Source organism: Glaciecola sp. HTCC2999 (genome assembly GCF_000155775.1).
Taxonomy (GTDB): Bacteria; Pseudomonadota; Gammaproteobacteria; order Enterobacterales; family Alteromonadaceae; genus Opacimonas.
The window spans coordinates 167,134-192,968 of record NZ_DS989812.1 but is presented as its reverse complement, the minus strand read 5'-3'; the positions used below and the strand labels follow the sequence as shown (position 1 = coordinate 192,968).

Below are 25,835 nucleotides of genomic sequence, written 5' to 3'. Positions count from 1 at the left end.
ATATCGTTAACAATTCCAAAACGGGGATGAAATTGTCACCGCGATTAATGATGTATCATTGACCATCAACCAAAATGAGTTTGTCGCCATTATGGGTACATCAGGTTCAGGCAAATCAACATTGATGAATGTCTTAGGATGTTTAGATACACCATCAAAAGGTCAATATCATTTAGATGGTAATAACGTGGCCCAACTGGATGATGACCGTTTGTCACAAATTAGAAATAAATACATTGGTTTTATTTTCCAAACTTTTCATTTACTGCCTAAACTCGATGTCATTGGTAACATAAAACTGCCACTTCGTTATAGTGATGTGTCCGATACTGAAGCACAACAACGCACCGATGCACTGATTGAGCGTGTTGGGCTATCCCATCGCAAACATCATCGTCCTTTTGAAATGTCAGGTGGACAACGTCAACGGGTCGCCATTGCTCGAGCGCTCGTCAACCAACCGAGTGTCATTCTAGCCGATGAACCCACAGGTAACTTAGATTCAAAAACGTCAGAAGAGATCATGGCACTCCTCACCGAATTACACCAACAAGGTCAAACCATCGTTATGGTAACCCACGAACAAGAAATCGCCGATTATGCACAGCGAGTGATCCGCATGAAAGATGGCAAAGTGATCGAGGATAGCGCTAAATGAAATATATCATTGTCCCTATTTTATTGAGTCTCATTACCACAATATCAGTACCCTCCAACGCCGATACTAGCCCAGATATTCCATTGATTTTATCTGGTAAAGTGTCCTCATCTGCCAAGCAAACTGTGGTTGCCCCTCGCGGCTCAAGCTGGAATATTCAGCTTCAATGGGCAGCTGAAGAAGGTCAAATCGTGACCAAGGGCGACCCGGTAGTCGTATTTGATGGTGCAACTGAACAAGCCCGTTTAGAACAAAACCAAGAACGTTTAGAAACTTTATTATTGGAATATAAACAACTCGATATGCGCTTAAAGCAAACGCTAACTGAAGCTCAAGGTCGGTATCAAGTAGCGAAAATGCAAGTAGCTAAAGCGCAAATAGAAGTATCTGTCGACAGTTCGACGCTTAGCGACTATCAAAAGGGCCAAAACCAAATGGTCTTAGAACGTGCTTTACTTGAGCAAATTCAAGCACAAGAAGCCATGAAAACGGCAGAAAAACAACTGGTATCGGGATTAGAAAAAAAGAACTTGGATATCTTAAAAGTGCGCGATGATATTCAGTACTATGAAAAACTGTTGACTAAATTTAATGTGCTTGCACAGCATACAGGCCCTGTTTCTTACGCTATTCATCCATGGTATGGAACGAAAATCACCTCAGGGATGAACGTGCAGCCGAGCTGGAAAATCTTAGACTTACAAGCCACGAGCGCTTACCAAATAGAGAGTTTTGTGCATGAAATTGATGCCTTAGCGCTGAAAGAAGGTGATCGCGTTACCATCAAATTTGACGCTTTTGCCGGGGAGACATTTACCGGTACCATCGCAGATGTTGGTAGCCAAGCAGAAAACAAGCCTCAACTAAGCAATGCTACATATTTCCCCGTTATCATTACCTTTGACACCCTGCCTGACCGCACCTTATTTCCAGGTATGAGTGTACGCATCATTAAGGAGCGAGCACATGGTTAAGAATCATCTTCGTTATATGTTCCCTACCGCCATATTCGCAGCAAGCCTATTCCTGCTAGGTTGTGGCGCTGAGACAAATACACCTGCTAATATTGCAACTACCAATAGTTCGGCACAAGGATTAACGGTCCCTGCAGAGCTATTGTCATTACAAACAGTGACAATTGGACCACCGAGTATTCGCCGGATGTGGACATACAAGATCCAACGTCTTGTACCCGAAAATAAGATCGTCAAACCTGGCGACCTACTAGTACAATTTGATGGTCAAGAACTACGCACACGGATGTTATCGCGCCAATCTGAACTTGATGCAGCCAAAAAAGAATTAGAAAAACTCATATTAGAAGATAATGCACGCGCTGAGGACTTAGCCTTAGATTTGGCCGAAGCGACCATGAACGAAGACAAGGCCCGCCGTAAAGTTGAGATTACTGTCTCATCACGTTCTGAAGTGGAGCGACGCAAACAAGCAGCCGACTTTGCAATTATGCAAGTACGCAAAGCCCAAGCACAGCAACGATTAGATGAACATGCACAACGCCGTATTGTGAATCAACAGGTTCAAGCAGCTCGGATCGCTAATCTACAAACTCGTGTTGATGAAATAAAAGATAGCCTAGCCAAAATGACCGTCAAAAGTACTTCAGATGGCATCGTCATTTTACGTAAAAACGGCGAAGGAGATAAACCAGCTGTGGGAGATACCGTATCAATGGGCAATACACTTATCGAAGTGCCATCATTAGATAATCTATCGATTAAAATGGAAGTTGATGAGTCTGATACCAATAAAGTCAGTATTGGCCAATCTGTAGAAGTGGTATTAAATGCATTTCCTGAGCGAGTATTTACGGGGACCATTTCAAGTAAAGGACAAGCTTATCGCAATAAGTCCCAGCGTAACCAAAAAATTGTATTTGATGCTTGGATCACATTAGACGAAATGGACTTTGATATTATGCGTCCCGGTATGCAAGCAAGTGTCAACATCCCCGCACAACAAGGAGCCAGCTAATGTTACAAAGACCGATTAGCATGACGGCGATGAATAAATGGTGCTTTGCGATTATAGCGTGCTTCACACTCATAGGCTGTGGCAGTGATGTTGAGAGTCAGATACCCACCTATCAAGTCACCAATAAACCGTTTGATATTCGTATTAATGCAACAGGTGAAATTGAAGCAGCCGAATCACAAAAAGTCATCGCACCAGGCAGACGCCCAAAGATGTTGTCCTGGTTGGCTGAAGAAAACACTTATGTTGAAGCTGGTGATGTCATCGCACGTTTCGATTCCGAACGAATTTTGCGTGATAAAAATGAAGAAGAATTTGCAGTATTAAAACTACAACAAGATATCGTCAGTTCAGCAGCATCCCAAAACCAAGAAAAACAATTTGTACAATCAGAACAAGCATTTGTGGAAGAAGAGTTTTCGTTTGTGGATCGCTTTGCTATCGATGATCTGCGTATTTATTCTAAACTCGATATTATAGATACCTTACAAAACCGAGACTTTTTAGAGGCCAAGGATACCTTTTTAGATTGGAAAGAAGACAGTATTCTTGAGCAGCATGATTCAGCCATGTCGGTTTTAAATATCAAAAAACAAGGTCATCAAAACAAACTTAATCAATATGTGTCAGCATTGAATCAACTCGAAGTACGGGCTCCTTACTCTGGCCTTTTGGTGTATGTAAAGGATCGCCGTGGTGAGAAACCCGCTATCGGTAATACTGTATTTCCAGGTCGTGCCTTAGCTGAAATCCCTAATTTAGAGAACCTACAAGCTAAACTGTATGTATTAGCCAACGATGCGATTGAATTGAACAACAACCAAACGGTCGAACTAACATTAGATGCCTTCCCTGATAAAACATTTACCGGCACAGTCACCAGCGTGTCAGCATTCCCAAGAGAAATTAAACGGGGTAATCCGATTAAATATTACGAGTTAAGTGCCTCAATTAATGAACAAAACAAGGACATCTTGAAGCCGGGGAGGAAACTCACTGCGACGATCCAAGTTACCCAACCAAAAGACACATTAGCCGTTCCATTACAATCGATAATTTATGAGCAGGAACAAAGCTATGTCTATATTCAAAAAGGGGATGACTTCGTGAAACACCCTATCACGACAGGCCGCAAAAATTTATATTTTATCGAAGTGACTTCCGGTTTAAACACCGGCGATAACGTCGCACTCAGTGCTATTAGTGCAGGAGAGAGCGTATGAAGCCGACCCTTCCTAGACAACAATTTGGTGTATTAATCAGCGATGCATTGCATGAATTATCGTCGCAAAAACTGCGCACCTTTCTGACTCTTTTAGGCATGATATTTGGTGTGGGTGCTGTGATTGCGATGCTTAATATTGGTGAAGGCGCTGAACGTGAAGCGTTAAAAATGATTGATTCAATGGGCGTGAATAACATTATCATTAATCAACGTGAATACACCAAAGACGAACTTGTGGAAATCCGCGAAGATTCATTAGGTCTCACAATGGGAGATGTCGATGCTGCCATTAACACCCTTCCCTTTGTCGAAGAATTTAGCGCAACTAAAATCATTAAAACGTTTGATATCTATTCTGATTATGCCAAATCTGATGCCCAAGTCTTAGGGGTATCTAACAGCTATTTTAAACATGCTAACCTCAGTCTCAATCAAGGTCGATTTTTAACGCCTAATGATGATATTGCATTAGCACAAGTCGCTGTTATTGGAGCAGATACCGCCGCAGAACTCTTTCCAGGACAAAACGACATTATCGGCAATGTCGTCAAAGTGAATCATCTATGGCTGACCGTTATCGGAGTATTAAACGCGCCTCCAGGCAATAAAAATGAATTCCAAGGAGTGAAAATTGGCGGTGATCGTTACCGTATTTTTGTGCCACTCTCCACCTCACTCAAAAAGTTTGCCCACGATATGCTCGCCAGTGAGCTCGACAGCATCAAACTTAAAATCAGTGAAGGACAAAATCCGGTTATTGCAGCCAAGGCAGTGAGTCATTTGATGCAGATGCGACATAACAATATTCAAGATTATGATGTCGTTATCCCGGCAGAACTGCTTGCCCAACAAAAACAGACACAACAAATATTTAATATTGTCATGGCTTGTGTCGCAGGGATTTCGTTGTTGGTAGGCGGAATTGGGATCATGAACATCATGCTGGCTAACGTGATGGAACGTACTACTGAAATTGGGCTATTACGTGCAGTAGGCGCTACACAACAAGATATCCGTTTACAATTTCTTGCCGAGAGCTTCACGATTTCTGTACTAGGCGGTATTTTAGGGATCGTCTTTGGTCTGGCCTTATCGGAAATCATTGGTTTTTACAGTGATTGGGCGGTGAGCTGGTCGCTAACAGCGATTTTATTATCGTTGAGCATTTGTTTACTCGTCGGTGTTGGCTTTGGTGTTTTCCCTGCAATTAAGGCATCAAAACTGAATCCAATTGAAGCATTACATAGCGATTAGTTTAGCGCTTTACTAGCGCCTGTAACCCGAGGCAAACTTGGTAATAATAGCTGCTTTTACACAGGACGCTATTAGTTACCATTTGGCTCAGCGTATAAATTAGAGGTTAAGGGCACTAAATCGGGTGCTTGGTCGAACCAATGTAAGAAAATATCGGCAGTGATTTTTTGTTGAATACTGTGTTTTTGCTCGGATGGACAAAATAACGAGACACAGATTTCATACTTCCCAAATTGATTGGTTTCCACTGAGATATCAGGCTCTATTTCAATAAACTCAGTATCAAGCTGACGCTCAATGAGTCCCTTATAGCGTTCAGCGACGTCTCTAAAATCCTCACAATAATGACGCGCACGGTCAAGTAACTGAGGTAAAATCTCATAAGGGTTGGAATGAGGCTCTAAAGTGACTTTAAACTGGTGGATGGCGTAACGTTTTAGAAAGTTGAGATTGATGACGGTTTTAGTGACAATCAAGCTGTTAGGGATATATAAGTGACGCCCTGTGTAGTCCATGGAATGTTCATCAATTTCTAACACGGTGACTTTGGCCCAGTCTAATTCCACCACCTCACCGCTCACATTATTCAATTGTACCCAATCCCCGACTCGAAATGGGCGCGCTGAAATAGCATATAAGTACCCTAAAAAGCATTGAATAAACTCACGTGTCGCCAGCACTATTGCCACCATAAATGCAGCAATCGAAAAGGCTAAGCTTTGCAACTCACCTGACCACAATGAGATCAAAAAGACCAATAACAGCAGATTGACGATATTCTTAAATGAATTAACAACGACACGCTTATTCGCGCCACGGCGATAGCGACGGCGCAAGGCGCTTACTAAGGCTTGCTTAATTAACAACACCACAGCTAATAGTGCCAGTGACGCGATCAATTTAAAGTCATTAACAAATTGGACAATAGTAGAAAATGATTGATGACTTAGCAGTTCATTCATGAATTTCGCTTACAGGGTGATCGGTAGGTTAGTGAGTATCTTATATCAAAAGCGCCACATGAGCATCATTTACGATCGGGTCTGATAAATTATCAAACTCTTGATGTATGATCGCGGCACTTTGTTCCACGACAAAACTCAATAAACAAGAGGAATAATTCGCTGTTGCTTTCAGTAAACGCGTGCCATCCGAGCGACAAATTAATACAGTATCACCCATAGAAAAATCGCCTTTAACCGTTCTGATATCTCGCGCATTGAGACTTTGGCTATCGTCAACATCATTGATGACAACATCATCGTGTATCACTAACTGCCCCATCACTTTACTCGTGTGAGTCATCCAATTCTCGGCTTCATTTAAATCGCTGGACTGCGGTTCAAAATAGGTACCAGTAGGTAACGATTGTAATAAATGATTAAAGACATCCATTTTAAAGCCATTTACAATAAAAGTACCAATACCGTGCGCCGTTGCCTTTTCAGCCGCTTGTATTTTAGTACGCATCCCTCCTGTACCAACATTACTACCCGCCCCACCGGAGATCGCATGAATATGCGGAGTAATTTCGGTAACGTTTTGAATTAATGTCGCATCGGGATCGGTTTTAGGGTTTGCAGTATACAGCCCATCAACATCGGAACAAATAATCAAATAATCGGCGCTAACAGCACTAGCTACCATTGCAGATAAATTATCGTTATCACCAATTTTGAGCCGGTCGGTGGTAATACTATCGTTTTCATTTACTACCGGAATAATGCCTTGTTGAAGCAAACGATCCAAGGTGCTATTCACACTTAAATAACGTTCACGTTCCTTTAAATCAGCATGGGTAATGAGTAGTTGAGCAAGCGAGTAATCTAACAATTGTTCCCACGTCCCCATCATGTCGGACTGACCTGCAGCCGCCATCGCTTTTTTTGTGATGAGATCGGGTTGTGTTTCGTCTTTGAATAAATGATGACCCGCCGCAACAGAGCCAGATGACACTAATACGACTTGAATGTTGTGCTCATGTAGTTGAGAGATAAATTGGGCAATCGGTAATAAATATTTTTTTTCACACCCGGTACGATTAGGGGCGATTAAAGCACTACCGACTTTGATCACGACACGCTTTGCATGCATGACGGAAGGAGAAATAGTCGGTGAAGAAATCATCATAGAGTCACTCTTTTAGTTTGTTCTCGAATTAATCAATATCCATAAAATCTCTATAAATAATGATTCAGAAACAACATTATAGCTAACTCAGTATATTTTTTCACCCAAAATAATTTGAACACAAACTATTAAGCAAGGACTAGTTCTTTGCATCTTGGTTAATGCGACTGGCTACCGCACCTGTTTGGTCTTTATACTTAGCATCAATCCTAGCGTTATATGGCTTTTCTGCATGATCAGATAACACCTCGAAGCTTAATGCGCCAATTTTCATTTTGGGGCGTAATGCTAATGGTAATTTTCCTGAATTAAAAAACTCTAAAACAATATTCCCCGACCAACCTGGATCAATGCGGTGTGCGGTCACATGTACCATCAATCCTAAACGAGCTAAAGATGAGCGCCCATCAAGCCAACCCACAATATTTGACGGCAAAGTAACCGATTCATAGGTGATAGCCAGTGCAAGCTCACCAGGATGTAAGAAAAAAGCTTTATCATCATCAATGCAAATTTCATCACTCATGACTGAATCGAGCTGTGCTTGTACGTCCGATTTTTCACCCGATAAATCGATGTATGGCGCGGCATGGTCTTGGAATACACGAAATTTATTCCCCAAGCGCATATCTACGGTAACACCGCTGATCTCACTATAATCAGGAGTAGGATCAATCGCGATTTGACCTTGATTTAATAACGCAAAAATATCTTTATCACATAAACGCATGGGCTTTCTCAAATTAATAATAGCGATAACGCATTATCTTACTAGCGCACATAATACGCAATCTTTTATCCATAAATCATGAGTTTATGAGTGCAAAAAGCCCCCATTTACGCTACCATTTACACACTTATTATTAGCACATTATCCTGTATTTATTATGTCTCAAGCACCACGAAAGATTTTAGTTACCAGCGCCCTACCTTATGCCAATGGTTCAATTCATTTAGGCCATCTGCTAGAACACATCCAAACTAACATTTGGACTCGTTTTCAAAAAATGCGCGGTCACACTTGCTTTAGTGTATGTGCTGATGATGCTCACGGTACGCCCGTTATGCTCAAAGCCCAAGAACTCGGTATTACGCCAGAAGAAATGGTCACTCGAACACGTGCTGAACATCACCAAGACTTACTTGATTTTGATATTGATTATGATAATTACTACGTCACGCATTCCGATGAGAATAAGTTATTATCTGAGACGATTTATAATCGCTTGAATGCTGCTGGATACATCTCGAAAAAAACGATAAACCAATTATATGATCCTGAAAAAGGGATGTTTTTACCGGATCGATTTGTCAAAGGCGATTGTCCAAAATGTGGTGCCGAGGACCAAAATGGTGATAGCTGTGATGTCTGCGCAGCTACCTACTCTCCCACAGAATTAAAGAACCCTCGTTCGGTCGTATCCGGGGCGACTCCCGTGTTAAAAGATTCAGAACATTATTTCTTTGACTTGCCAAAATTTGAAGGCATGCTGAAAGATTGGATCCAATCCGGTGCTATCCAATCAGAAATGGCAAACAAACTTCAAGAATGGTTTGAGCAAGGTCTACAGCAATGGGATATCTCCCGTGATGCACCTTACTTTGGTTTTGAAATTCCAAATGCTCCGGGTAAATACTTCTATGTTTGGGTCGATGCCCCTGTGGGTTATATGGCAAGTTTCATGAATTTCTGTGCAGGTAATAATATAAACTTTGACGAATACTGGTCGGCTGATTCTGATGCCGAGCTTTACCACTTCATTGGTAAAGACATTATGTATTTCCATTGCCTGTTTTGGCCTGCCATGCTCGAAGGCGCTAACTATCGTAAACCAACGGGTGTGAACATTCATGGATTTGTGACGGTGAATGGCGCAAAAATGTCGAAATCAAAAGGCACTTTTATCAAAGCGCGTACTTATTTAGAACATCTGAACCCTGAATATCTACGCTATTACTTTGCGTCAAAACTCAATGATAGTGTCACCGACATCGACTTAAACTTTGAAGATTTCACCCAAAAAGTAAACTCTGATTTAGTCGGTAAAGTGGTCAACATCGCCAGTCGCTGTGCTAGCTTCATCACCAAAAAATTCGACGGTAAACTGTCACAGACGATTTTGGATGAAGCATTGTTAAATGAATTTACCCACGCCAGTGAAAGTATCGCGACACATTTCGAAAATCGTCAATATCACCACGCCATCCGTGAAATTATGGCGCTGGCAGATAAAGCGAATCAGTTTATTGATACCCAAGCACCTTGGGTCACCATCAAAGACCCAGACCAACAACAACTGACTCATGATGTCTGCTCAATGGGCATACATATGTTTCGTGTGTTAAGCATTTATTTGTCGCCGGTGTTGCCTGATTTATCGCAAAAAGCGCAAGCGTTTTTGAACGATGAATTTACATGGGACTCTGCGCAAACGACCTTAACCGGTCATGAAATCAATAAATTTAAAGCGATGCTACAGCGAGTAGATGCAGATAAAGTCGCCGCGATGGTGGATGCATCAAAAGAAAATCTTGCCGTGACAGAAGACGCGTCTAAAGCAAAGAAAAAGACCAAAAAAGAAACAACACCCGCGCCAAAAAGTGATAATGAACTCGCACCGACCATTAGTTTCGATGATTTTGCGAAAGTCGATCTACGCATTGCCAAAATTGTCAGTGCTGAACATGTCGAAGGTGCCGATAAATTATTACGTCTTCAGCTCGATATAGGCGCCGAAACCAAACAAGTCTTCGCTGGCATTAAATCTGCATATGCACCAGAAGATTTAGCCGGAAAACTGACTGTGATGGTAGCCAATCTCGCCCCGCGTAAAATGCGCTTTGGTATGTCTGAAGGCATGGTATTGGCAGCAGGTCCCGGTGGTGATGAATTGTACATCCTAGAGCCTCATTCAGGTGCTCAGCCTGGCATGCGCGTTAAATAACGCGCATTAGCCAATTTATTTCACACGCAAACTCGGTTGTGCTGATTGCAATCGAGGTGTCACTTTTGCAAATTTAGGCTTAATCACCGACATCGGTATTTCATGTTTTTGTGCCACAATAAAATACATACTGCGCATGGATGAGGATCCTATAGTGTCAATCGTCTCTTTTATTTTCTTGGGCTTGCCAAAGATATTGGCAGGACCAAAAAAACAGCGATATTTGATCGAAAAACCTAATACATTCAGCCATTCTTTGACTCGGTAGTAACTAAAGAAACGCGCTGATGAAAACGGATGAGCTTGATACACCGGTAATTGATGTAATAAACCTGACAGACTCAGCGGGTTGCACCCTGTTAAAATAATATGACCATCACTACGTGTTACCCTTTCCACTTCTCGTAGCAACTGATGGGGGTCATGTGTAAAGTCTAAGGCATTTATCAAACAGGCCGTGTCGACCGTCCCCTGTCCAAAAGGCAATTCAATCAATTTACCGTAGACAGTTTGATGCCGCTCAGTATGAATAGGACATACCGTATTGGCCAGAGTATCAATGTGATCATGATTGACATGTAAATTGATAGTTTTGCGTAAACGGTTATCTTCGGATGCATCCAATACACTTAATTCTCCAATATTCACTTGGACATCACCGTATATCGTATCGCAATGTTGTTTAATAAGTGTATTAATCTGTGCCGTAATGACCTCATGTTGGGGACATACATGCCAATCTTCAGGATATGCAAGCGGTGTATGACGAAATGCCTGACCAATAAACAAAATTTAGACTCCTGAAAAAGTGACTTAATTTAACCATAACCAAACTATCATTATCTGGAAATTTTGTCATAAAAAATCACTATCTAATTAATAGTTGATATCGTAGTATGCGATAACATATAAAATTCATTACTGATTATTAATTGGCGTTCCATGAAAATAGTACCTATAAAGGCGTTTACTGATAATTATATTTGGGCCATGTGCACAAATGATCATTGTGTAGTCGTTGACCCAGGTGATGCTAAGCCAGTGATGCAATTTTTAAACGAACAGCAATTGACCTTATCAGCAGTCTTGATTACCCATCACCACCCTGATCACACTGGGGGGATAAAAGCGCTGACTCAAGCCTTTCCAGACTTACCGGTATTTGGTCCTAATAACCCCAGCATTGCCGGGATTACTCAGCCTCTTCAAGAACACGATGTTATATATTTAAACGAGCTGCAATTAGAGTGTTTTGTCATAGAAGCCCCAGGGCATACACTTGATCATATAATGTTTTATACCAAAGGCGTATTGTTCTGTGGGGATACATTATTTTCAGTAGGATGTGGTCGTTTATTTGAAGGCACACCACGACAAATGACCGAGACACTTAAAAAAATTACCAGATTACCCACCGACACCATGTTGTATTGTACGCATGAATACACTCAAGCCAATATTGAATTTGCCTTGGATGTTGAACCCGATAATGAATACCTCAAACAATACAAATTATGGGTAGAACGTCAAATTTTTAATAACAAACCCACGCTACCAACAATGCTACAAGAACAGTTAAAGTTAAATCCATTCCTACGACTGAACGAAAGTAATGTGAAACTTTATGCTGATAAATTTGCCCAAAATTTACTTTCAGATTCGGTGCAAGTATTCGCGGCATTACGCCAAGCAAAAGACGAATTTTAGAAAAGAGTCACTTTTTAATGTATAATCTGGCCTGATTATTTTTCGACACAGCTGAGTTTCATGCGTTTTTTATTAATTATCATTTACTTAATCATCATTAGCGGCTGCATGAGTACTTCTCATACCGTCAATGCACCTGTTGTCAGCGACAATGAACAATTGATCCATCCTGTCGAAAATGTCACCGAATCCCTTTCCAGTATTGAATTACCGGTCGAACTCACCGATACTCAGGTACCTGCTGACATCACTAATCTATGGGAATATATTGCTGTTAATGCCACTACCTTAGATGCTGAACATCCGCGTATCACAAAACGTCAACAATGGTATCTCAAGCATCCACAATACATGGACAAAGTAGCAGAACGCGCTCGTCCTTTTATGCATTTTATTGTCCAGACTTTAGAAGAAAATAATCTTCCAGTCGAGTTAGCACTACTCCCCATTGTTGAGAGTGCATTTGACCCTTTTGCTTATTCACATGGCAGTGCTTCAGGCTTATGGCAATTTATTCCAATGACAGGCAAACGTTTTGGCATGGAACAAAATTGGTGGTATGACGGGCGACGTGATGTCATCAAGGCCACTCAAGGTGCCGTTAAATACCTCGCTTACTTACATCGTTACTTTGATGGTAACTGGTATCACGCATTAGCAGCATATAACTCTGGCGAAGGACGAGTCCGACGAGCGATTAAAAAGAATGAACGGTTAAGTAAACCAACTGATTTTTGGTCACTGGACTTACCTCAAGAAACCCGTCAATATGTGCCTAAGTTGATGGCCTTAATTAATATATTAAAACAAGAAGCCGTTGAAGGACACTTCACTTGGCCGGTGATTGCTAACGCGCCAGTGTTAGATATCGTGACTGTAGATTCACAAATTGATTTAGCGATAGCCGCTGACTTTGCAGATTTACCTCTGACCGAATTACATGCATTAAACCCTGGGTTTAATCGCTGGGCAACAGCCCCCGATGGTCCTCATCACTTACTATTACCTCTCCAAAAAGCGACAGTATTTAAAGATAGATTAGCGCAAACTCAGGCAAAAGAACGTATTAATTGGTTACGTTACCAAGTTCAGCCTGGTGATAATTTAGGGGAAATTGCCCAAGCACATTACACCAGTGTTGATATCATAAAGCAGGTCAATGAACTCAATGGCAATGTAATTTACCAAGGCGATTATTTATTAGTCCCTGTAGCGTTAAAATCATTGGATCAATATACATTATCAAAAACCCAGCGATTAGCGACAATTAAAAACAAACGTCAACGTTCAAATAAAGCAAAATTGACGCATGTGATCCGAACGGGTGACTCACTTTGGAAATTAGCTAAAAAATATAAAGTCAGCACACGTTCAATAGCTAAATGGAACGGCTTAGCGCCCAAAGATCCTATTTTTCCGGGCCAAAAATTAGTCGTCTGGCTCCCCAACGACAAACCTTCAGGTATCGTGAGAAATATCACCTATATCGTTAAAAATGGGGATTCACTGGCGCGGATCGGGCAGAAATTTAATATCAAAATCAATGATATCGTCAAATGGAATCAACTTGATAAACAGCGTTACTTACAGCCAGGACAACGCTTACGTTTAAGTGTGGATGTCACCCGCATAGCAAACGCCTCATAATCTACGCGCACAAAAAAGGCATCAATAGATGCCCTTTGATTATGCCAGCATTACAATAGTTGACGCCAAATACGCAACTCACCTCTGTCTGACATTATGCTTTACGCCATGTCGTGCCAGTCGCGCTATCTTCAATCACCACCCCCATTGCGGTTAGTGCATCACGGGCTGCATCAGCTGCGCCCCAGTCTTTATCGGCACGCGCTTGATTTCGCTGTGCAATTAATGCTGCAACAGCCTCCCCATCGATATCCGCATCACTCTGTAGAAAATTAACTGGGTCGTCTTGTAGGCAGCCTAAAATAGCCCCCAGTGAGATTAATACTTGCGCTAAGCGAGACGCTTCTGCAGGGTCAGTAGATTTAGCTTTATTCAAATCTTTCGCACAATCAAATAATACTGAAAACGCTATAGGTGTATTAAAATCATCATTCATGGCCGCTTCAAAGCGCGCTAAATATCCACCATAACCTAATTCAGTGCGACTATCGGGAGTGACATCACGTAGTGCTGTGTATAATCGTTCAAGACCAGATTGTGCTTGTTCAAGGTTATCTTGAGAGTAACTCAATTGTGAACGGTAATGCGCCGACATTAAAAAGAAACGTAATGTTTCCTTATGATGCTGTTCTAAAACGCTGCGCAGGGTAAAAAAGTTACCCAACGATTTAGACATTTTTTCATTGTCTACTTGCACCATGCCAGTATGCACCCAAGTATTCACATAAGGGGTATCAAACGCACAACATGACTGAGCCACTTCATTTTCATGATGCGGGAAGGTCAAGTCTGAGCCGCCACCATGAATATCAAAATGTTTACCTAAATGTTTATGGTTCATGGCTGAACATTCAATGTGCCAGCCAGGACGCCCCTCTCCCCAAGGCGACGACCAGCTAGGCTCATTCGCTTTGGCTTTCTTCCATAACACAAAATCCATCGGATCATCTTTACCATCGGCCACAGCGACACGTGCACCTGATTGTAATTGGTCTAAGTCTTGTTTACTCAATGCACCATAGTCTTTGAACGTAGATACATCAAACAGCACATCGCCAGAACTAGCGACATAGGCATGCCCTTTTGCTACTAACTTTTCTATCACTTCGATGATTTCGGCCATATGTGTAGTTACACGGGGTTCAATATCTGGTGGTAACAGATTTAAAGCCGCAAAATCTTCATGCATCATCGCGACTGTTCGCTCAGTAAGCTGAGACATCGTTTCATTGTTTTCAATAGCACGTTGAATGATTTTGTCATCAACATCTGTGATATTACGCACATATTTCACTTCATATCCCATATGACGTAAATAGCGGACCATGACATCAAAACTTAGATACGTACGGGCATGACCCATATGCGATAAATCATATACCGTGATCCCACACACATACATGCCGACTTTGTTTGGTTCAAGTGGTACAAACGGGGCTTTTTCCCGAGTCAACGTATTAAAAATATGTAACATGTATGTATCATTCCTGTATTAAATTAACGCTGTGGTGATGTTAAGTATACCACCTCTTAATATTTGCGTAGTTTACCATTCCAAACCTGCAGAATCATCGTAATTATCAATAAAGTAGGCTAGAATACGCCCACTTAATTTATATAAAGGGTACTTTCATGTCTTCTATTACTTTAAACACAAATCATGGCGCAATTACTATTAGCTTAAATAGCGAAAAAGCACCTGAAACTGTCGCAAATTTCCTAAGCTATGCCAAAGATGGCTTCTTTGAAGGCACTATTTTTCATCGAGTGATTAAAGGTTTCATGATCCAAGGTGGCGGATTTACAGCTGACATGGATCAAAAGGATACTAAAGCACCAATCAAAAACGAAGCAAACAATGGCTTAGTGAATAAGAAAGGGTCAATTGCAATGGCACGTACTCAAGACCCTCATTCAGCGACTGCACAATTTTTTATCAATGCCAAAGATAACGATTTTCTAAATCACACTAGCGAATCGGTTAGTGGATGGGGTTATTGTGTATTTGGTGAAGTCACTGCCGGTATCGAAGTTGTTGAAGCCATTGAGGCAGTCGCGACAGGTAACTCTGGCTTTCACGCCGATGTACCATTAGAAACAGTGATGATTGAATCCGTTGATATCAACGAATAATCGACGATTTCGGTTTATTTGAAAATGGGTGCTTTTACTTATTTCATTTCTGATTTACACCTTAGCGCAGAGCGTCAAGACATCACAGATTGCTTGATGACCTTTCTGCGTGAGGAAGCACCTAAAGCAGATGCTTTATATGTCTTGGGCGATTTATTTGAAGTATGGATTGGGGATGATGATATTAACCCTTTTACTCAACTTATTGCTCAAGCATTTAAACAGCTCTCCTTAACAACACCTGTCTATTTTATCCATGGTAATCGTGATTTCGTATTGAAAGAACAATATGCCGCAAGCGCTGGCATGACATTATTACCTGAACAAACGGTGATTAATTTATACAACACTCCGACATTGCTACTGCATGGTGATGAACTATGTACTCATGATGTTGAATATATGCGTTTTCGTAAAAAATCACGTTCTTGGTGGTGGCAAAAATTAATGTTATCTTTGCCTTTAAGTTGGCGTAAGCGAATCGCTCATAAGGGCAGAAATGTCTCCGCTCAAAATAAGCAACAACTCAACATGGATATTATGGATGTCACGCCAACAGCAGTGGTAGAATTGTTTCAAAAATATCAAGTCAAACGTATGATCCACGGTCATACCCATCGACCCGATATTCATATCCATCCGGTCAAAATCAACGAACCTACATCAGATAAAAAAACCGACGCGACGAGAATTGTCTTAGGTGATTGGTATACACAAGGCAGTGTATTGAAAGTCGATGCGCACAAATTTGACTTACAACAACGTACTTTCAAAAAAACTTAAGCTACCGCAAGTTGTATCGGTACTCCAGAATGAAAGCGAAAATCGGGATCATCAGTGACGATTAACTGACCTTCTATGGCCCGAAAATAAGCGACTCTTTCAGTGATATCTTCTTTACTGACTAACTGCGCTAAACCTAAATAATCACTGAAATGTCGCGCTTCAGAGCGTAATAGTGATACATAAAATTTATTTAATTCCTCATCTAAGTTAGGCGCAATGGCAGCAAAGCGCTCGCAGCTTCGAGCCTCAATAAATGCACCACAAATCAAGGTATCCGTTAATTTTGCCGGCTCGTGGGTTCGCACATGTTGCATTAAGCTTCGCGCATAACGTGAGGCCGGGATATTGTCATAAGGGATATTGCGTGACTGCATGATTTCTAGCACTTGACCAAAATGATGAAGCTCTTCTTTAATTAGTAATACCATCTTAGCAATAAGCTCATCGCCATGTTCAAAATTACTGCGACTAATGAGTTTTTTGGATAAGGTAATTTTAGTGGATAAATCGCCATCACCCACTTTACGGTAAGCAAAGTCTTCAAAGGGCTTTAGCCATTCCAACAATGCCTGAGAGCTATCTTTGTCAACGGCATATCGACGTAATAGTAACATCGCTGTCTGTGCTGCTTTGAGCTCACACATTAGATGATCAGTTAACAGCAAGGGCAAGTTTTCTGGTTTAATCGCCTCATCCAGCCACGCTTGTGGTGTGGTATTAGGTAAAAACGTCAAAATAGGATCTAACAAAGTGGTCGTTAGCATTATTTACTCGAATATTAAGAAGCGGGATTAATGGTATATTTTATAATAAGTGCAAGCGCTAACGCAATGTCGATTTATGTCACTATTATCTAACTGAACCTTATTCCGCCTAGATTTGTTCGTTATTTCTGAGTGCCACAAAATTAATATGTGCATAATATTTGACTTTTTTTATCTTATTACGCATTATTTGTTAACACATTGTAAATGAAACCCCATTATTTTTACATTTGGTGCGTTGGGGTCGATTTACAGAATACAATATCCACATAGATATACTTCTGTTTCTCACTTTTCAGTTATCAATGTTATCTGTCTTTGAATATGTACAAAGACGACATATTATCTTATTGGAGAGTCGTGATGATTTTAAATCACTTATGGGGGTTATATTCAAACCCAAGAACCGAATGGCAACAAATTGACCGTAATCATGAAAATTATTGGTATGCGTTGAGTCATATCTTAATTATCGCACTTATTCCTTCAGTCTGTAGTTATTACGCTAGTGCTCAAATTGGTTGGAGTATTGGTGCAGGAGATACGATCCGCTTAACCCATGAAAGTGCGCTATTCATGTCTTTAGGTATGTATTTTGGTCTAGTCGTCGGTGTTTCCAGCTTGGCAATGATGATCCATGAACTCGCAGAAGTATTTGATGCTAAACCATCCATCACACAAGCTTTAGAACTAGCAGCATACACAGCCACCCCACTTTACATGGTTGGTTTTGCTTGTTTATATCCTGAGTTATGGTTTATTAGTGCAGTGGGTTTAGTCGGACTAACCTATTCCATATATCTACTCTATTCGGGCGTACCGATTTTAATGCATATCCCTGAAGAAAAAGGCTTTATCTATGCATCAACTGTAGTCACTTGCGGTTTAGTACTGTTATCGGTGTTGATGGCAATGTCAGTGATTTTACTTAATTCAGGCTCTGGAATTACTTACCTTTAAGCGCTAAACGCAATAAAAAAACCACCTTCAATACAGGTGGTTTTTTATTTGTTTCGTAACAATTGATATTATTCTTGATCAATATTGTGCATGTCAATATTGTTTAATCCACCTTTTTTACCTGCTGATTTTTTTGCATGATCGCTACGTGCGTTATTGATCAGGTCAAGGTAGTCTTGGTCAACATCACCTGTGATGTATTGACCGTCAAATACTGAAGTCTCAAAACGCGCTACTTCTGGATTTTCTAGTTTAACTGCGTCAACTAAATCGTCGATGTCTTGGAAAATTAAGCCGTCTGCTTGAATCAACTCACTGATTTGTTCGATTTCACGACCGTATGCAATCAACTCATTAGGTGACGGCATATCAATACCATATACATTAGGAAAACGAATTTCAGGTGCTGCTGAAGCAAAGTACACTTTCTTCGCTCCAGATTCACGCGCCATCTCAATAATTTGTTCAGAAGTGGTACCACGAACAATGGAATCATCAACCAATAACACATTTTTGTCTTTGAATTCAGATTTGATCGCGTTCAGTTTACGACGGACAGATTTCTTACGTTGTTTTTGGCCAGGCATAATAAACGTGCGACCAATATAACGATTTTTAACAAACCCTTGGCGATAAGGTAAATCCAAAGTATTTGCGATTTGTAGTGCGACATCCATTGATGTTTCAGGGATAGGAATAACAACATCAATGTCTTTATCAGCCCATTCACGCGCTATTTTTTCCCCCAGTTTAGTGCCCATATTGACACGAGACGCATAAACCGAGATACCATCAATAAATGAATCAGGACGCGCAAAATACACAAATTCAAACACACACGGTGAATGAACTGCATTCGACGAACACTGTTGCGTGAATAATTCACCTGCATCAGTAATATATACAGCTTCTCCAGGTAATACATCACGCATAAACGTAAAACCAACCGCATCTAACGCAACACTTTCTGAAGCCACCATATATTCAGTGCCATGCTCGTTTTCACGCTTACCCAGTGCTAATGGACGGATCCCATTAGGATCACGAAACGCAACCATACCATTACCGATGATTGAAGCGACAACAGCGTAAGCACCGCGAATTTTTTTATGCACATTAGTCACGGCCTTGAAGATCTCTTCAGGTGTTACCACCATGCCTTCACAGGCTTGGACTTCATGAGCAAAGATATTAAGTAAAATTTCAGAATCTGATGTGGTATTGATATGACGTCGAGCAAGTTTAAATACTTCATCCGCTAATTCATGTGCATTTGTCAAATTACCATTATGCGCAAATGCGATACCGTAAGGTGAATTGACATAAAAGGGTTGAGCCTCAGCAGAACTTGAACTGCCAGCCGTAGGATACCGACAATGCGCAATCCCCGTGTTACCGTTAAGACGCTTCATGTGACGCGTATGAAAAACATCTTTGACCAGACCATTCGCTTTTCTTAAATGGAAGTTTCCATCATCAATGGTCATAATTCCAGCGGCGTCTTGGCCACGATGTTGTAGAACGGTTAACCCGTCATATAAATCTTGGGCGACAGGACCTTGCGCAACAATACCGACTATACCACACATGTTAAATTACCTATTTAAGCGGGTGTTAAAAAACTTGAACTACCTTGAAGGTATTCAAAAAACCATTCAATCACAATCGCAAACTCTGGTATGAGAATGGATGCTTCCCACCAAGGAGTTGTTGAGAACCCTGTAAATGAATCGATGAAAAATAATATTGCAGATACTATCAGGACACCTCGAAGTGCACCAAACACAATACCTAACATTCTATCAGTGCCAGACAGACCAGTATATTCAACTAACTGACCGACAATATAATTAAAGATAGCGCCCGCAATCATAGTGGCTACAAATAACAGGCCAATAGCAGCACCTTGACGCCACATCTCATTTTCAATTTGGGTAAGTAACAGGGACACGTTCGGATAGAAACGGCTAGCCACATAAAATGCGCTAAACCAAATAACCAGAGATAAGGCTTCTTTCATAAAGCCACGCACTAAGCTTATCAATGCTGATAAGACAATAATGCCAATAATAGAAAAGTCGACCCAGTTCATAATTTCTTCATAATAGTTTAAGTCAGCTCAGGCTTTCTTAAGAACTTGATGGCGCGTAGTTTAGCAGATGCTAGATGCAAAACCATCAAGATTTTTACTTATATTGTAAAAGGCGTAAGTCGCCCCTTTAATTTCGTGATTTCGTTCAAATGTGGTAATGCAGCTTTAAGTTTTTCTTGGTCAATTTCTGGTCCTACAAACACTTTAGTGAGAATGCCAGAAGGTGTTTCTACTGGACGGGAAAACGTGCGATATCCTGCTTTTTCCAAAATATCGAATAACTCTCTCACATTCTTTTGATGTCTAAAACTACCTAACTGTATCACCCACCCAGCTGACTCTTGAGGGTCCGCTTGCAAACGTTGTGTCTGATTCTCCAGCGAGGCAGTGAGATTGGTTTTACTATTTTCTGGGGGGGAAGTTGCCACTGCGGTGTCGATTTCTGGAGTGACTTGGGTATCAGTATTAGTGCCAATGCCAGTGTCACTAACAGAAACAACGTCTGTATCATCCGCAATAATATCTTCGACAACGACCGGTAAAGCCGCTTGTTGTTTAATATTTTCAATATTCACTTCACGAAGAGAATGAGTCGCTAAAGGTGCTGGTGGTTTCGGGATATTGATTTGAATATCTTGTTGCACTTGTTTCTGACCATCAAGTAAATCAGGTAAAAAGATGACGGCAAGTGCCACTACCAAAATCGTCCCTACTAACCTGTTCTGTAATGCAGTATTCACAAATAGCCCTTCATAAAACGTGCGACACTACGCAGATGGTAATTGTGCGTAAAAGTCACTTAAGGTAAAAAACGAACCAAATATTAACACTAAATCCTGATTGGTGGCAGTCTTAATTGCATTCACAACCCCTTCATAAGGAGTATTAACTGCCGTCACTTGTGTCTTATTAATGGCTAAAGAATTGACTAAACATGCTGCAATATCACTTCCTTTTGCAGCGCGTTCAATCTGAACATCACACGGATACCAATGTGATACTAAAGGGACTAATGGGGCACATACCCCGGCCCAATCTTTATCTTGCATAATACCGCATACGGCAAACACCCGACGAGGAGCAAGATGAGCAATATGTGTCGCTAAATACTCTGAAGCTTGAATATTATGTGCAGCATCTAACATAATCACTGGCGCCTCACTGCCAAACGCATGTTCAGTTAATACTGTTAACCGGCCGTTTAACCTTGTATGTGCAGCACAGTATGCCCATTGTGAAGCAGAGACAGGCCAAGCTAGCTGATGCACTACTGCCATCGCAGTAGCGGCATTAGGAAAAGGAATGTGAGGTAAAGGGAGGCTTAACTGTGTACTACCCATCTTAAAGTGAAAGAGATTGTGTTCAATGTGATAAGCAAAATCTTGACTCACCCATTGAGCATCGGCAGCATAACTCACGACAGCTTCGCGGAGGGTATGAGGCGGTTCAGGCTCACCGATGATAACCGGTTTACCCGCGCGCATAATTCCCGCTTTTTCTTGTGCAATAAGTGCGCGTGTATCCCCAAGAAATGCTTGGTGATCCAGTCCAATACTCGTGATAACAGCGATATCTGGGTCGACTACATTAATAGCATCAAGGCGGCCACCTAGGCCGACTTCTAATACAGCCACGTCGAGCGCTTGTTGATGCAGTAACCACAGTCCAGCAAGCGTGCCAAATTCAAAATAAGTAAGAGAGATATTACCTCGAGCAGCTTCTATTGCAGCAAATGCTTGAGTATGAGCGGTATCATCTAATAACTGTTGATTAATTCTGACACGTTCATTATAGGTATTGATATGAGGGGAACTATAGACCCCAACCTCATAACCGCATTGTATAGCAGCAGCTTCAATAAAAGCACATGTAGTGCCCTTGCCATTGGTGCCTGCCACAGTGATCACCGTGACTCCAGACCAATCCAAATTTAAACGCTGATAGACTGCTTGAACACGATCCAAGCCCATATCTATACCTACCGGATGGATTGACTCAAGATGAGTCAACCATTCCATTAACGAAGCATCAGCTGTCAGAGTCATAGCGTGTTTACTTAAGAGTCAGATCCATTTTTTGGAAAATCTGACGGTTGTTGAGTAACAACAGGATCAGAAGTTGACGTATTAGATGCATCAAACGCTGGACTATCAGGGACATTCACATGATGTAATTTTGATAAGACACTGAACAAAGTATCGCGCATATCACGACGGTCAACGATCATATCAATCGCTCCCTTATCCAATAGAAATTCACTGCGCTGAAAACCTTCAGGTAATGTTTCACGAACGGTTTGCTCGATAACGCGAGGGCCGGCAAAACCAATTAATGCTTTTGGTTCAGCCACATTCACATCACCCAACATTGCTAAACTAGCTGAAACCCCACCCATTGTCGGATCCGTTAATACTGAAATATACGGTAAACCTGCTTGGCTCATTTTCGCTAATGCAGCCGATGTTTTCGCCATTTGCATCAAAGATAAAAGTGCTTCTTGCATACGTGCACCACCACTAGCAGAGAAACAAATTAATGGCATTTTCTCAGCCAAGCACGCATTAACTGCTGCCACAAAACGGGCGCCCACAACCGAGGCCATTGAGCCACCTAAAAACGCAAATTCAAAACTAGCCACCACAACTGGCATACCATTTAATTTACCTTTGACCACAATAATAGCGTCTTTTTCATTAGTGGATTTTTGCGCCGCTGAGATACGGTCTTTATAGCGTTTGGAATCTTTAAATTTTAGGATATCCTGAGGTTCAAACTCTGAACCTAACTCTTCACGCCCATCAGCATCTAAAAAACTATTGATACGGGCACGTGAGCCTATACGCATGTGATGGTCACATTTAGGACATACTTCAAGCAATTTTTCTAATTCACTACGATAAAGTACTGAATCACAAGATGTACATTTAGTCCAAATACCTTCAGGTACATTACTCTTTTCAGAAGACTGCGTACGCGGGAGAATTTTCTCTATCCAACTCATTATTTTTTATATCCTGTCGAAAATCGATCTTTATAGGGTGAATTAAACCACAAAAACCAGTTAATACGAAAGATTAACTGGTCTTAGAAGTCAATAATAGTCATTCGGGAAATTGTAAGAATGTAGGCCCAAGAGGACTTTTAGGTAAATCAAATTCGGGGTAATCGACATCAACAAAATATAAACCATTCGGTTTTGCCGTCACACCTGCTTGAGTACGATCTTTAATCTCAAGTATTTCTTGCAACCAACTCAAAGGCTGTTCTCCAGCGCCTATCAACATTAAAGAGCCGGCAATATTTCGTACCATATGATGTAAAAACGCATTCGCTTTAATATCAATAATGACATATTCACCGACTCGTTGAACATTCACAAAATGAATATTTCGAAAAGGCGTTTTCGACTGACACAGCGCTGCTCGGAACGATGTAAAATCATGTTCACCCACCAGCACTTGTGCCGCTTCGTGCATTTTTTGTGCATCTAATGGTAAATAACAGTGAGTAAGCCCTTTCGCTAAAATCGCAGGAGGCACACGATGATTATAAATAATATAACGATAACGCCTCGCCGTTGCGCTAAAACGAGCGTGAAATGTATCGGGCACTTCTACTGCCCATTTCACCGCGATGGCATCTGGGGTTTTTGTTGTGACCCCTAACGTCCAGGCTTTCTCGTCACGTTTAGCCGACGTTTTAAAATTAACAATCTGATATGTCGCATGAACACCAGCATCGGTTCTACCCGAACAGATAATATTCACTTTTTCATCGGCAACAAAACTCGCTGCATCTTCTAATGCTTGCTGCACTGAAGGCACGTTATCTTGGCGTTGCCAGCCATAAAAATCAGCACCGTAGTATTCTACAGCCATCGCAATATTGGTAGTCATTTATCGGTTATCTAGTTGGGTAAGAATTTGTTTAGCTTCTGCTTGTTGAGAAGTTGAACCGTTTAGTAACACTTTTTTTAAGATATCCAACGCTTCTGAGATATCGTCCATTTCAATATAGACACGCGCTAAATCTAAATCAGATGAAAAAACATCATCGTCAGTGATCTCATTTTCACTCACCGGCTCAGGCATACTGTCGATGTTCTTTAATAAATCTATCTCAGGTTCATCTTCCATCTCGCTAATATCTGCAAGCAGTGTGTCCACATCGATAAATTCATCAGTCTCATTTTTAACCTTGTCATTGAGTGACGAAGGGGCAACCGGAGCCTTTGGCTCAAGCTTGACTTCCTCATCCTTAGCCGGAGTTTCAAGCGATTGAAGTAATTCATCAAAATCCGTATTCTCTAAATCTGTGATCAGACTTTCATCTGGCGCGTGTTGATCAGACGCCCAAATATTAATGTCAGGGATGTCATCTATTAAAGATGATGCGAATTCAGACACCGACTCCGAAGTCGCTTTCGGTTCCTGCTTTGTGGAAGCATCAGATGCAGGCTCAGACACCACCACTGGCTCAGGAATAACATCTTCAACCAGATCAGGATTTTCAAAACTATGCTTAACATAGGAGTCACGATCAGAGAATGGTGCATGGCTAAAATCTGTATCAGACAACTCGATGACATTTAACATATCTTCTGCTGGCCTTGAAGCAATGTCATCACCGTCTATTATCCTGGGACGACGAGAAAATAACCACAGCCCAAACACAACCAATGCACATAATATGATGCCTGAAAACAACGAAATAATAATCAATGGCTCTTTTAATAGCACCAGTAAATCTGTCACTGAATTGGTTTGCGTTGTTGCTTCGCTGATCTGAGAAGACTTATCCAGTAATTGATATAACTGCACTTGTAATTCAGCTTGAGCGTCAAGTTGTTCTTGCACATCACCATCTACACGTTGAGATAATTGCGTAAGCTGTTGGGATACCGACTGTAATTGCGAAGACAGCAACGCATTTTCATCAAGTAATGTTTGAATACTATCAAGCGATGTTGAGTATTGAAGTGTCAGTTGTTCCAGGGTGTGTTGCTCACTAGACGACAACATTTTTTGTTCGACGACACCCGCCTTAGATTGAGTGCTTAGTAAAGAACTATCCGCAAGCAAAACCTCATCACCCTCCATTTTGCGTCGAGCTGTCTCTAGGTCAATGGTCGCAACAAAACTCGCCGCTGGCATGACTAACATCGCATTATTCAGTAATTGATTCACGTTTTGGTTATTAAATGCATTCGGATTTAATACATATATGCCGTACATGACCGGATATAAGGATTCCGGTTTCGCTGTTGCAAATTCAGGGGAATTTCGATAGATACGCGCTATACGCCATAGCGTATCATTATCACTTACAGGCCCATAAACCACATTACTAGTGCGGGTCGTTTCAGTGTTATGATCGACACTTAACTCAACTCGTTGGAACTCTCCAGCAAACGCAGGCGTCGTCTGGATTAGGGATAAAAAAATCAACACTAATATCACGAATTGCTTCATAGTTATTCCCAAAAAAAATCGTTAACGATAGGCTAGAAAGTGTCGTCGTTATATGAAGAAAAAGTTGTGTC

The 25,835-nt window shown here is 41.2% G+C and carries 24 protein-coding genes; 11 read left to right on the top strand and 13 right to left on the bottom strand.

The genetic code is table 11. The annotated features are described in order from the left end of the window. Window positions 1–58 precede the first annotated feature (58 nt). The 5 genes from G2999_RS12130 to G2999_RS07175 are packed head-to-tail and all read left to right on the top strand — an operon-like array spanning window position 59 to window position 5,129. Window positions 59–658: an ABC transporter ATP-binding protein gene (locus G2999_RS12130; RefSeq protein ID WP_010180212.1), complete on the top strand. Its 600-nt coding sequence runs from the start codon at window positions 59–61 to the stop codon at window positions 656–658. Further along, entirely contained in the window at window positions 655–1,632 is a 978-nt protein-coding gene (locus tag G2999_RS07190; RefSeq protein WP_010180211.1) for an HlyD family secretion protein, read from the top strand. Before G2999_RS12130 ends, G2999_RS07190 begins: the two co-directional genes overlap by 4 nt. Further along, complete coding sequence (locus G2999_RS07185; protein ID WP_010180210.1) at window positions 1,625–2,650, top strand: HlyD family secretion protein; 1,026 nt, start codon at window positions 1,625–1,627, stop codon at window positions 2,648–2,650. Before G2999_RS07190 ends, G2999_RS07185 begins: the two co-directional genes overlap by 8 nt. Continuing rightward, window positions 2,650–3,873: an efflux RND transporter periplasmic adaptor subunit gene (locus G2999_RS07180; RefSeq protein WP_010180209.1), complete on the top strand. Its 1,224-nt coding sequence runs from the start codon at window positions 2,650–2,652 to the stop codon at window positions 3,871–3,873. Before G2999_RS07185 ends, G2999_RS07180 begins: the two co-directional genes overlap by 1 nt. Further along, on the top strand, window positions 3,870–5,129 hold the full coding sequence (locus G2999_RS07175) for an ABC transporter permease (RefSeq protein WP_010180208.1): 1,260 nt from the start codon (window positions 3,870–3,872) through the stop codon (window positions 5,127–5,129). The genes G2999_RS07180 and G2999_RS07175 overlap by 4 nt, the downstream gene beginning before the upstream one ends. 71 nt (window positions 5,130–5,200) lie before the next feature. On the opposite strand, the gene G2999_RS07170 is transcribed toward G2999_RS07175, so the two are convergent. The 3 genes from G2999_RS07170 to dcd form a co-directional block, all read right to left on the bottom strand. Further along, window positions 5,201–6,091: a mechanosensitive ion channel family protein gene (locus tag G2999_RS07170; RefSeq protein WP_010180206.1), complete on the bottom strand. Its 891-nt coding sequence runs from the start codon at window positions 6,089–6,091 to the stop codon at window positions 5,201–5,203. A 40-nt stretch (window positions 6,092–6,131) separates the two neighbouring features. After that, window positions 6,132–7,259 carry a glutamate 5-kinase gene (proB, locus tag G2999_RS07165; protein ID WP_010180204.1) on the bottom strand — a complete coding sequence of 376 codons (1,128 nt, stop codon included), beginning with the start codon at window positions 7,257–7,259 and terminating at the stop codon, window positions 6,132–6,134. A 139-nt stretch (window positions 7,260–7,398) separates the two neighbouring features. Beyond that, window positions 7,399–7,989, bottom strand: coding sequence for a dCTP deaminase (gene dcd, locus G2999_RS07160; RefSeq protein ID WP_010180202.1), 591 nt, complete (start codon window positions 7,987–7,989; stop codon window positions 7,399–7,401). A 157-nt stretch (window positions 7,990–8,146) separates the two neighbouring features. Here dcd and metG point away from each other — a divergent pair, with 157 nt between their 5' ends. Beyond that, window positions 8,147–10,204, top strand: coding sequence for a methionine--tRNA ligase (gene metG / locus G2999_RS07155; RefSeq protein ID WP_010180200.1), 2,058 nt, complete (start codon window positions 8,147–8,149; stop codon window positions 10,202–10,204). A 15-nt stretch (window positions 10,205–10,219) separates the two neighbouring features. On the opposite strand, the gene G2999_RS12675 is transcribed toward metG, so the two are convergent. Beyond that, window positions 10,220–10,993 carry a class I SAM-dependent methyltransferase gene (locus G2999_RS12675; protein WP_010180198.1) on the bottom strand — a complete coding sequence of 258 codons (774 nt, stop codon included), beginning with the start codon at window positions 10,991–10,993 and terminating at the stop codon, window positions 10,220–10,222. 153 nt (window positions 10,994–11,146) lie between these two features. Between G2999_RS12675 and gloB the strand changes: the two genes are divergently transcribed. Beyond that, window positions 11,147–11,911, top strand: a complete 765-nt coding sequence (gene gloB, locus G2999_RS07145; RefSeq protein WP_010180196.1) for a hydroxyacylglutathione hydrolase — start codon at window positions 11,147–11,149, stop codon at window positions 11,909–11,911. A gap of 60 nt (window positions 11,912–11,971) precedes the next feature. After that, window positions 11,972–13,558: a LysM peptidoglycan-binding domain-containing protein gene (locus tag G2999_RS07140; RefSeq protein ID WP_010180194.1), complete on the top strand. Its 1,587-nt coding sequence runs from the start codon at window positions 11,972–11,974 to the stop codon at window positions 13,556–13,558. 94 nt (window positions 13,559–13,652) lie between these two features. Here G2999_RS07140 and cysS read toward each other — a convergent pair whose 3' ends face one another. Next, window positions 13,653–15,032, bottom strand: a complete 1,380-nt coding sequence (cysS, locus tag G2999_RS07135; RefSeq protein ID WP_010180191.1) for a cysteine--tRNA ligase — start codon at window positions 15,030–15,032, stop codon at window positions 13,653–13,655. A 158-nt stretch (window positions 15,033–15,190) separates the two neighbouring features. Between cysS and G2999_RS07130 the strand changes: the two genes are divergently transcribed. Both G2999_RS07130 and lpxH read left to right on the top strand, forming a co-directional pair. Next, entirely contained in the window at window positions 15,191–15,691 is a 501-nt protein-coding gene (locus G2999_RS07130) for a peptidylprolyl isomerase (RefSeq protein ID WP_010180189.1), read from the top strand. Window positions 15,692–15,715: 24 nt separating this feature from the next. Continuing rightward, the gene (lpxH, locus tag G2999_RS07125) at window positions 15,716–16,474 is read left to right on the top strand and encodes a UDP-2,3-diacylglucosamine diphosphatase (RefSeq protein WP_010180187.1); all 759 of its coding nucleotides are present in this window, start codon (window positions 15,716–15,718) and stop codon (window positions 16,472–16,474) included. On the opposite strand, the gene miaE is transcribed toward lpxH, so the two are convergent. Continuing rightward, complete coding sequence (gene miaE / locus G2999_RS07120) at window positions 16,471–17,241, bottom strand: tRNA isopentenyl-2-thiomethyl-A-37 hydroxylase MiaE (RefSeq protein ID WP_010180184.1); 771 nt, start codon at window positions 17,239–17,241, stop codon at window positions 16,471–16,473. The genes lpxH and miaE overlap by 4 nt on opposite strands. A gap of 363 nt (window positions 17,242–17,604) precedes the next feature. On the opposite strand from miaE, the gene G2999_RS07115 reads away from it, so the two are divergent. Next, the gene (locus tag G2999_RS07115; protein WP_010180181.1) at window positions 17,605–18,201 is read left to right on the top strand and encodes a Yip1 family protein; all 597 of its coding nucleotides are present in this window, start codon (window positions 17,605–17,607) and stop codon (window positions 18,199–18,201) included. Window positions 18,202–18,269: 68 nt separating this feature from the next. Here the strand turns inward: G2999_RS07115 and purF are convergent, their stop codons facing one another. From purF to G2999_RS07080, 7 genes are all read right to left on the bottom strand, one after another. Beyond that, the gene (gene purF / locus G2999_RS07110) at window positions 18,270–19,790 is read right to left on the bottom strand and encodes an amidophosphoribosyltransferase (protein WP_010180180.1); all 1,521 of its coding nucleotides are present in this window, start codon (window positions 19,788–19,790) and stop codon (window positions 18,270–18,272) included. Between the two features lie 14 nt (window positions 19,791–19,804). Beyond that, complete coding sequence (locus tag G2999_RS07105) at window positions 19,805–20,293, bottom strand: CvpA family protein (RefSeq protein WP_010180178.1); 489 nt, start codon at window positions 20,291–20,293, stop codon at window positions 19,805–19,807. 98 nt (window positions 20,294–20,391) lie between these two features. Beyond that, entirely contained in the window at window positions 20,392–21,033 is a 642-nt protein-coding gene (locus G2999_RS07100; protein ID WP_010180176.1) for an SPOR domain-containing protein, read from the bottom strand. A 27-nt stretch (window positions 21,034–21,060) separates the two neighbouring features. After that, complete coding sequence (gene folC / locus G2999_RS07095) at window positions 21,061–22,338, bottom strand: bifunctional tetrahydrofolate synthase/dihydrofolate synthase (RefSeq protein WP_010180174.1); 1,278 nt, start codon at window positions 22,336–22,338, stop codon at window positions 21,061–21,063. An 11-nt stretch (window positions 22,339–22,349) separates the two neighbouring features. Then, window positions 22,350–23,294 (bottom strand): acetyl-CoA carboxylase, carboxyltransferase subunit beta, encoded by a 945-nt coding sequence (gene accD / locus G2999_RS07090; protein WP_010180172.1) that lies wholly within the window; start codon window positions 23,292–23,294, stop codon window positions 22,350–22,352. 100 nt (window positions 23,295–23,394) lie between these two features. Next, entirely contained in the window at window positions 23,395–24,189 is a 795-nt protein-coding gene (gene truA, locus G2999_RS07085; RefSeq protein ID WP_010180170.1) for a tRNA pseudouridine(38-40) synthase TruA, read from the bottom strand. Next, window positions 24,190–25,764 (bottom strand): FimV/HubP family polar landmark protein, encoded by a 1,575-nt coding sequence (locus G2999_RS07080; RefSeq protein ID WP_010180168.1) that lies wholly within the window; start codon window positions 25,762–25,764, stop codon window positions 24,190–24,192. Window positions 25,765–25,835: the final 71 nt, after the last annotated feature.

Bases quoted from the DNA above. Each gene is read 5' to 3' on its own strand.
- G2999_RS07190 (WP_010180211.1), top strand. From the start codon at position 655: ATGAAATATATCATTGTCCCTATTTTATTGAGTCTCATTACCACAATA.
- G2999_RS07185 (WP_010180210.1), top strand. From the start codon at position 1,625: ATGGTTAAGAATCATCTTCGTTATATGTTCCCTACCGCCATATTCGCA.
- G2999_RS07180 (WP_010180209.1), top strand. From the start codon at position 2,650: ATGTTACAAAGACCGATTAGCATGACGGCGATGAATAAATGGTGCTTT.
- G2999_RS07175 (WP_010180208.1), top strand. From the start codon at position 3,870: ATGAAGCCGACCCTTCCTAGACAACAATTTGGTGTATTAATCAGCGAT.
- G2999_RS07170 (WP_010180206.1), bottom strand. From the start codon at position 6,091: ATGAATGAACTGCTAAGTCATCAATCATTTTCTACTATTGTCCAATTT.
- proB (WP_010180204.1), bottom strand. From the start codon at position 7,259: ATGATGATTTCTTCACCGACTATTTCTCCTTCCGTCATGCATGCAAAG.
- dcd (WP_010180202.1), bottom strand. From the start codon at position 7,989: ATGCGTTTATGTGATAAAGATATTTTTGCGTTATTAAATCAAGGTCAA.
- metG (WP_010180200.1), top strand. From the start codon at position 8,147: ATGTCTCAAGCACCACGAAAGATTTTAGTTACCAGCGCCCTACCTTAT.
- gloB (WP_010180196.1), top strand. From the start codon at position 11,147: ATGAAAATAGTACCTATAAAGGCGTTTACTGATAATTATATTTGGGCC.
- G2999_RS07140 (WP_010180194.1), top strand. From the start codon at position 11,972: ATGCGTTTTTTATTAATTATCATTTACTTAATCATCATTAGCGGCTGC.
- cysS (WP_010180191.1), bottom strand. From the start codon at position 15,032: ATGTTACATATTTTTAATACGTTGACTCGGGAAAAAGCCCCGTTTGTA.
- G2999_RS07130 (WP_010180189.1), top strand. From the start codon at position 15,191: ATGTCTTCTATTACTTTAAACACAAATCATGGCGCAATTACTATTAGC.
- lpxH (WP_010180187.1), top strand. From the start codon at position 15,716: ATGGGTGCTTTTACTTATTTCATTTCTGATTTACACCTTAGCGCAGAG.
- miaE (WP_010180184.1), bottom strand. From the start codon at position 17,241: ATGCTAACGACCACTTTGTTAGATCCTATTTTGACGTTTTTACCTAAT.
- G2999_RS07115 (WP_010180181.1), top strand. From the start codon at position 17,605: ATGATTTTAAATCACTTATGGGGGTTATATTCAAACCCAAGAACCGAA.
- purF (WP_010180180.1), bottom strand. From the start codon at position 19,790: ATGTGTGGTATAGTCGGTATTGTTGCGCAAGGTCCTGTCGCCCAAGAT.
- G2999_RS07105 (WP_010180178.1), bottom strand. From the start codon at position 20,293: ATGAACTGGGTCGACTTTTCTATTATTGGCATTATTGTCTTATCAGCA.
- folC (WP_010180174.1), bottom strand. From the start codon at position 22,338: ATGACTCTGACAGCTGATGCTTCGTTAATGGAATGGTTGACTCATCTT.
- accD (WP_010180172.1), bottom strand. From the start codon at position 23,294: ATGAGTTGGATAGAGAAAATTCTCCCGCGTACGCAGTCTTCTGAAAAG.
- truA (WP_010180170.1), bottom strand. From the start codon at position 24,189: ATGACTACCAATATTGCGATGGCTGTAGAATACTACGGTGCTGATTTT.
- G2999_RS07080 (WP_010180168.1), bottom strand. From the start codon at position 25,764: ATGAAGCAATTCGTGATATTAGTGTTGATTTTTTTATCCCTAATCCAG.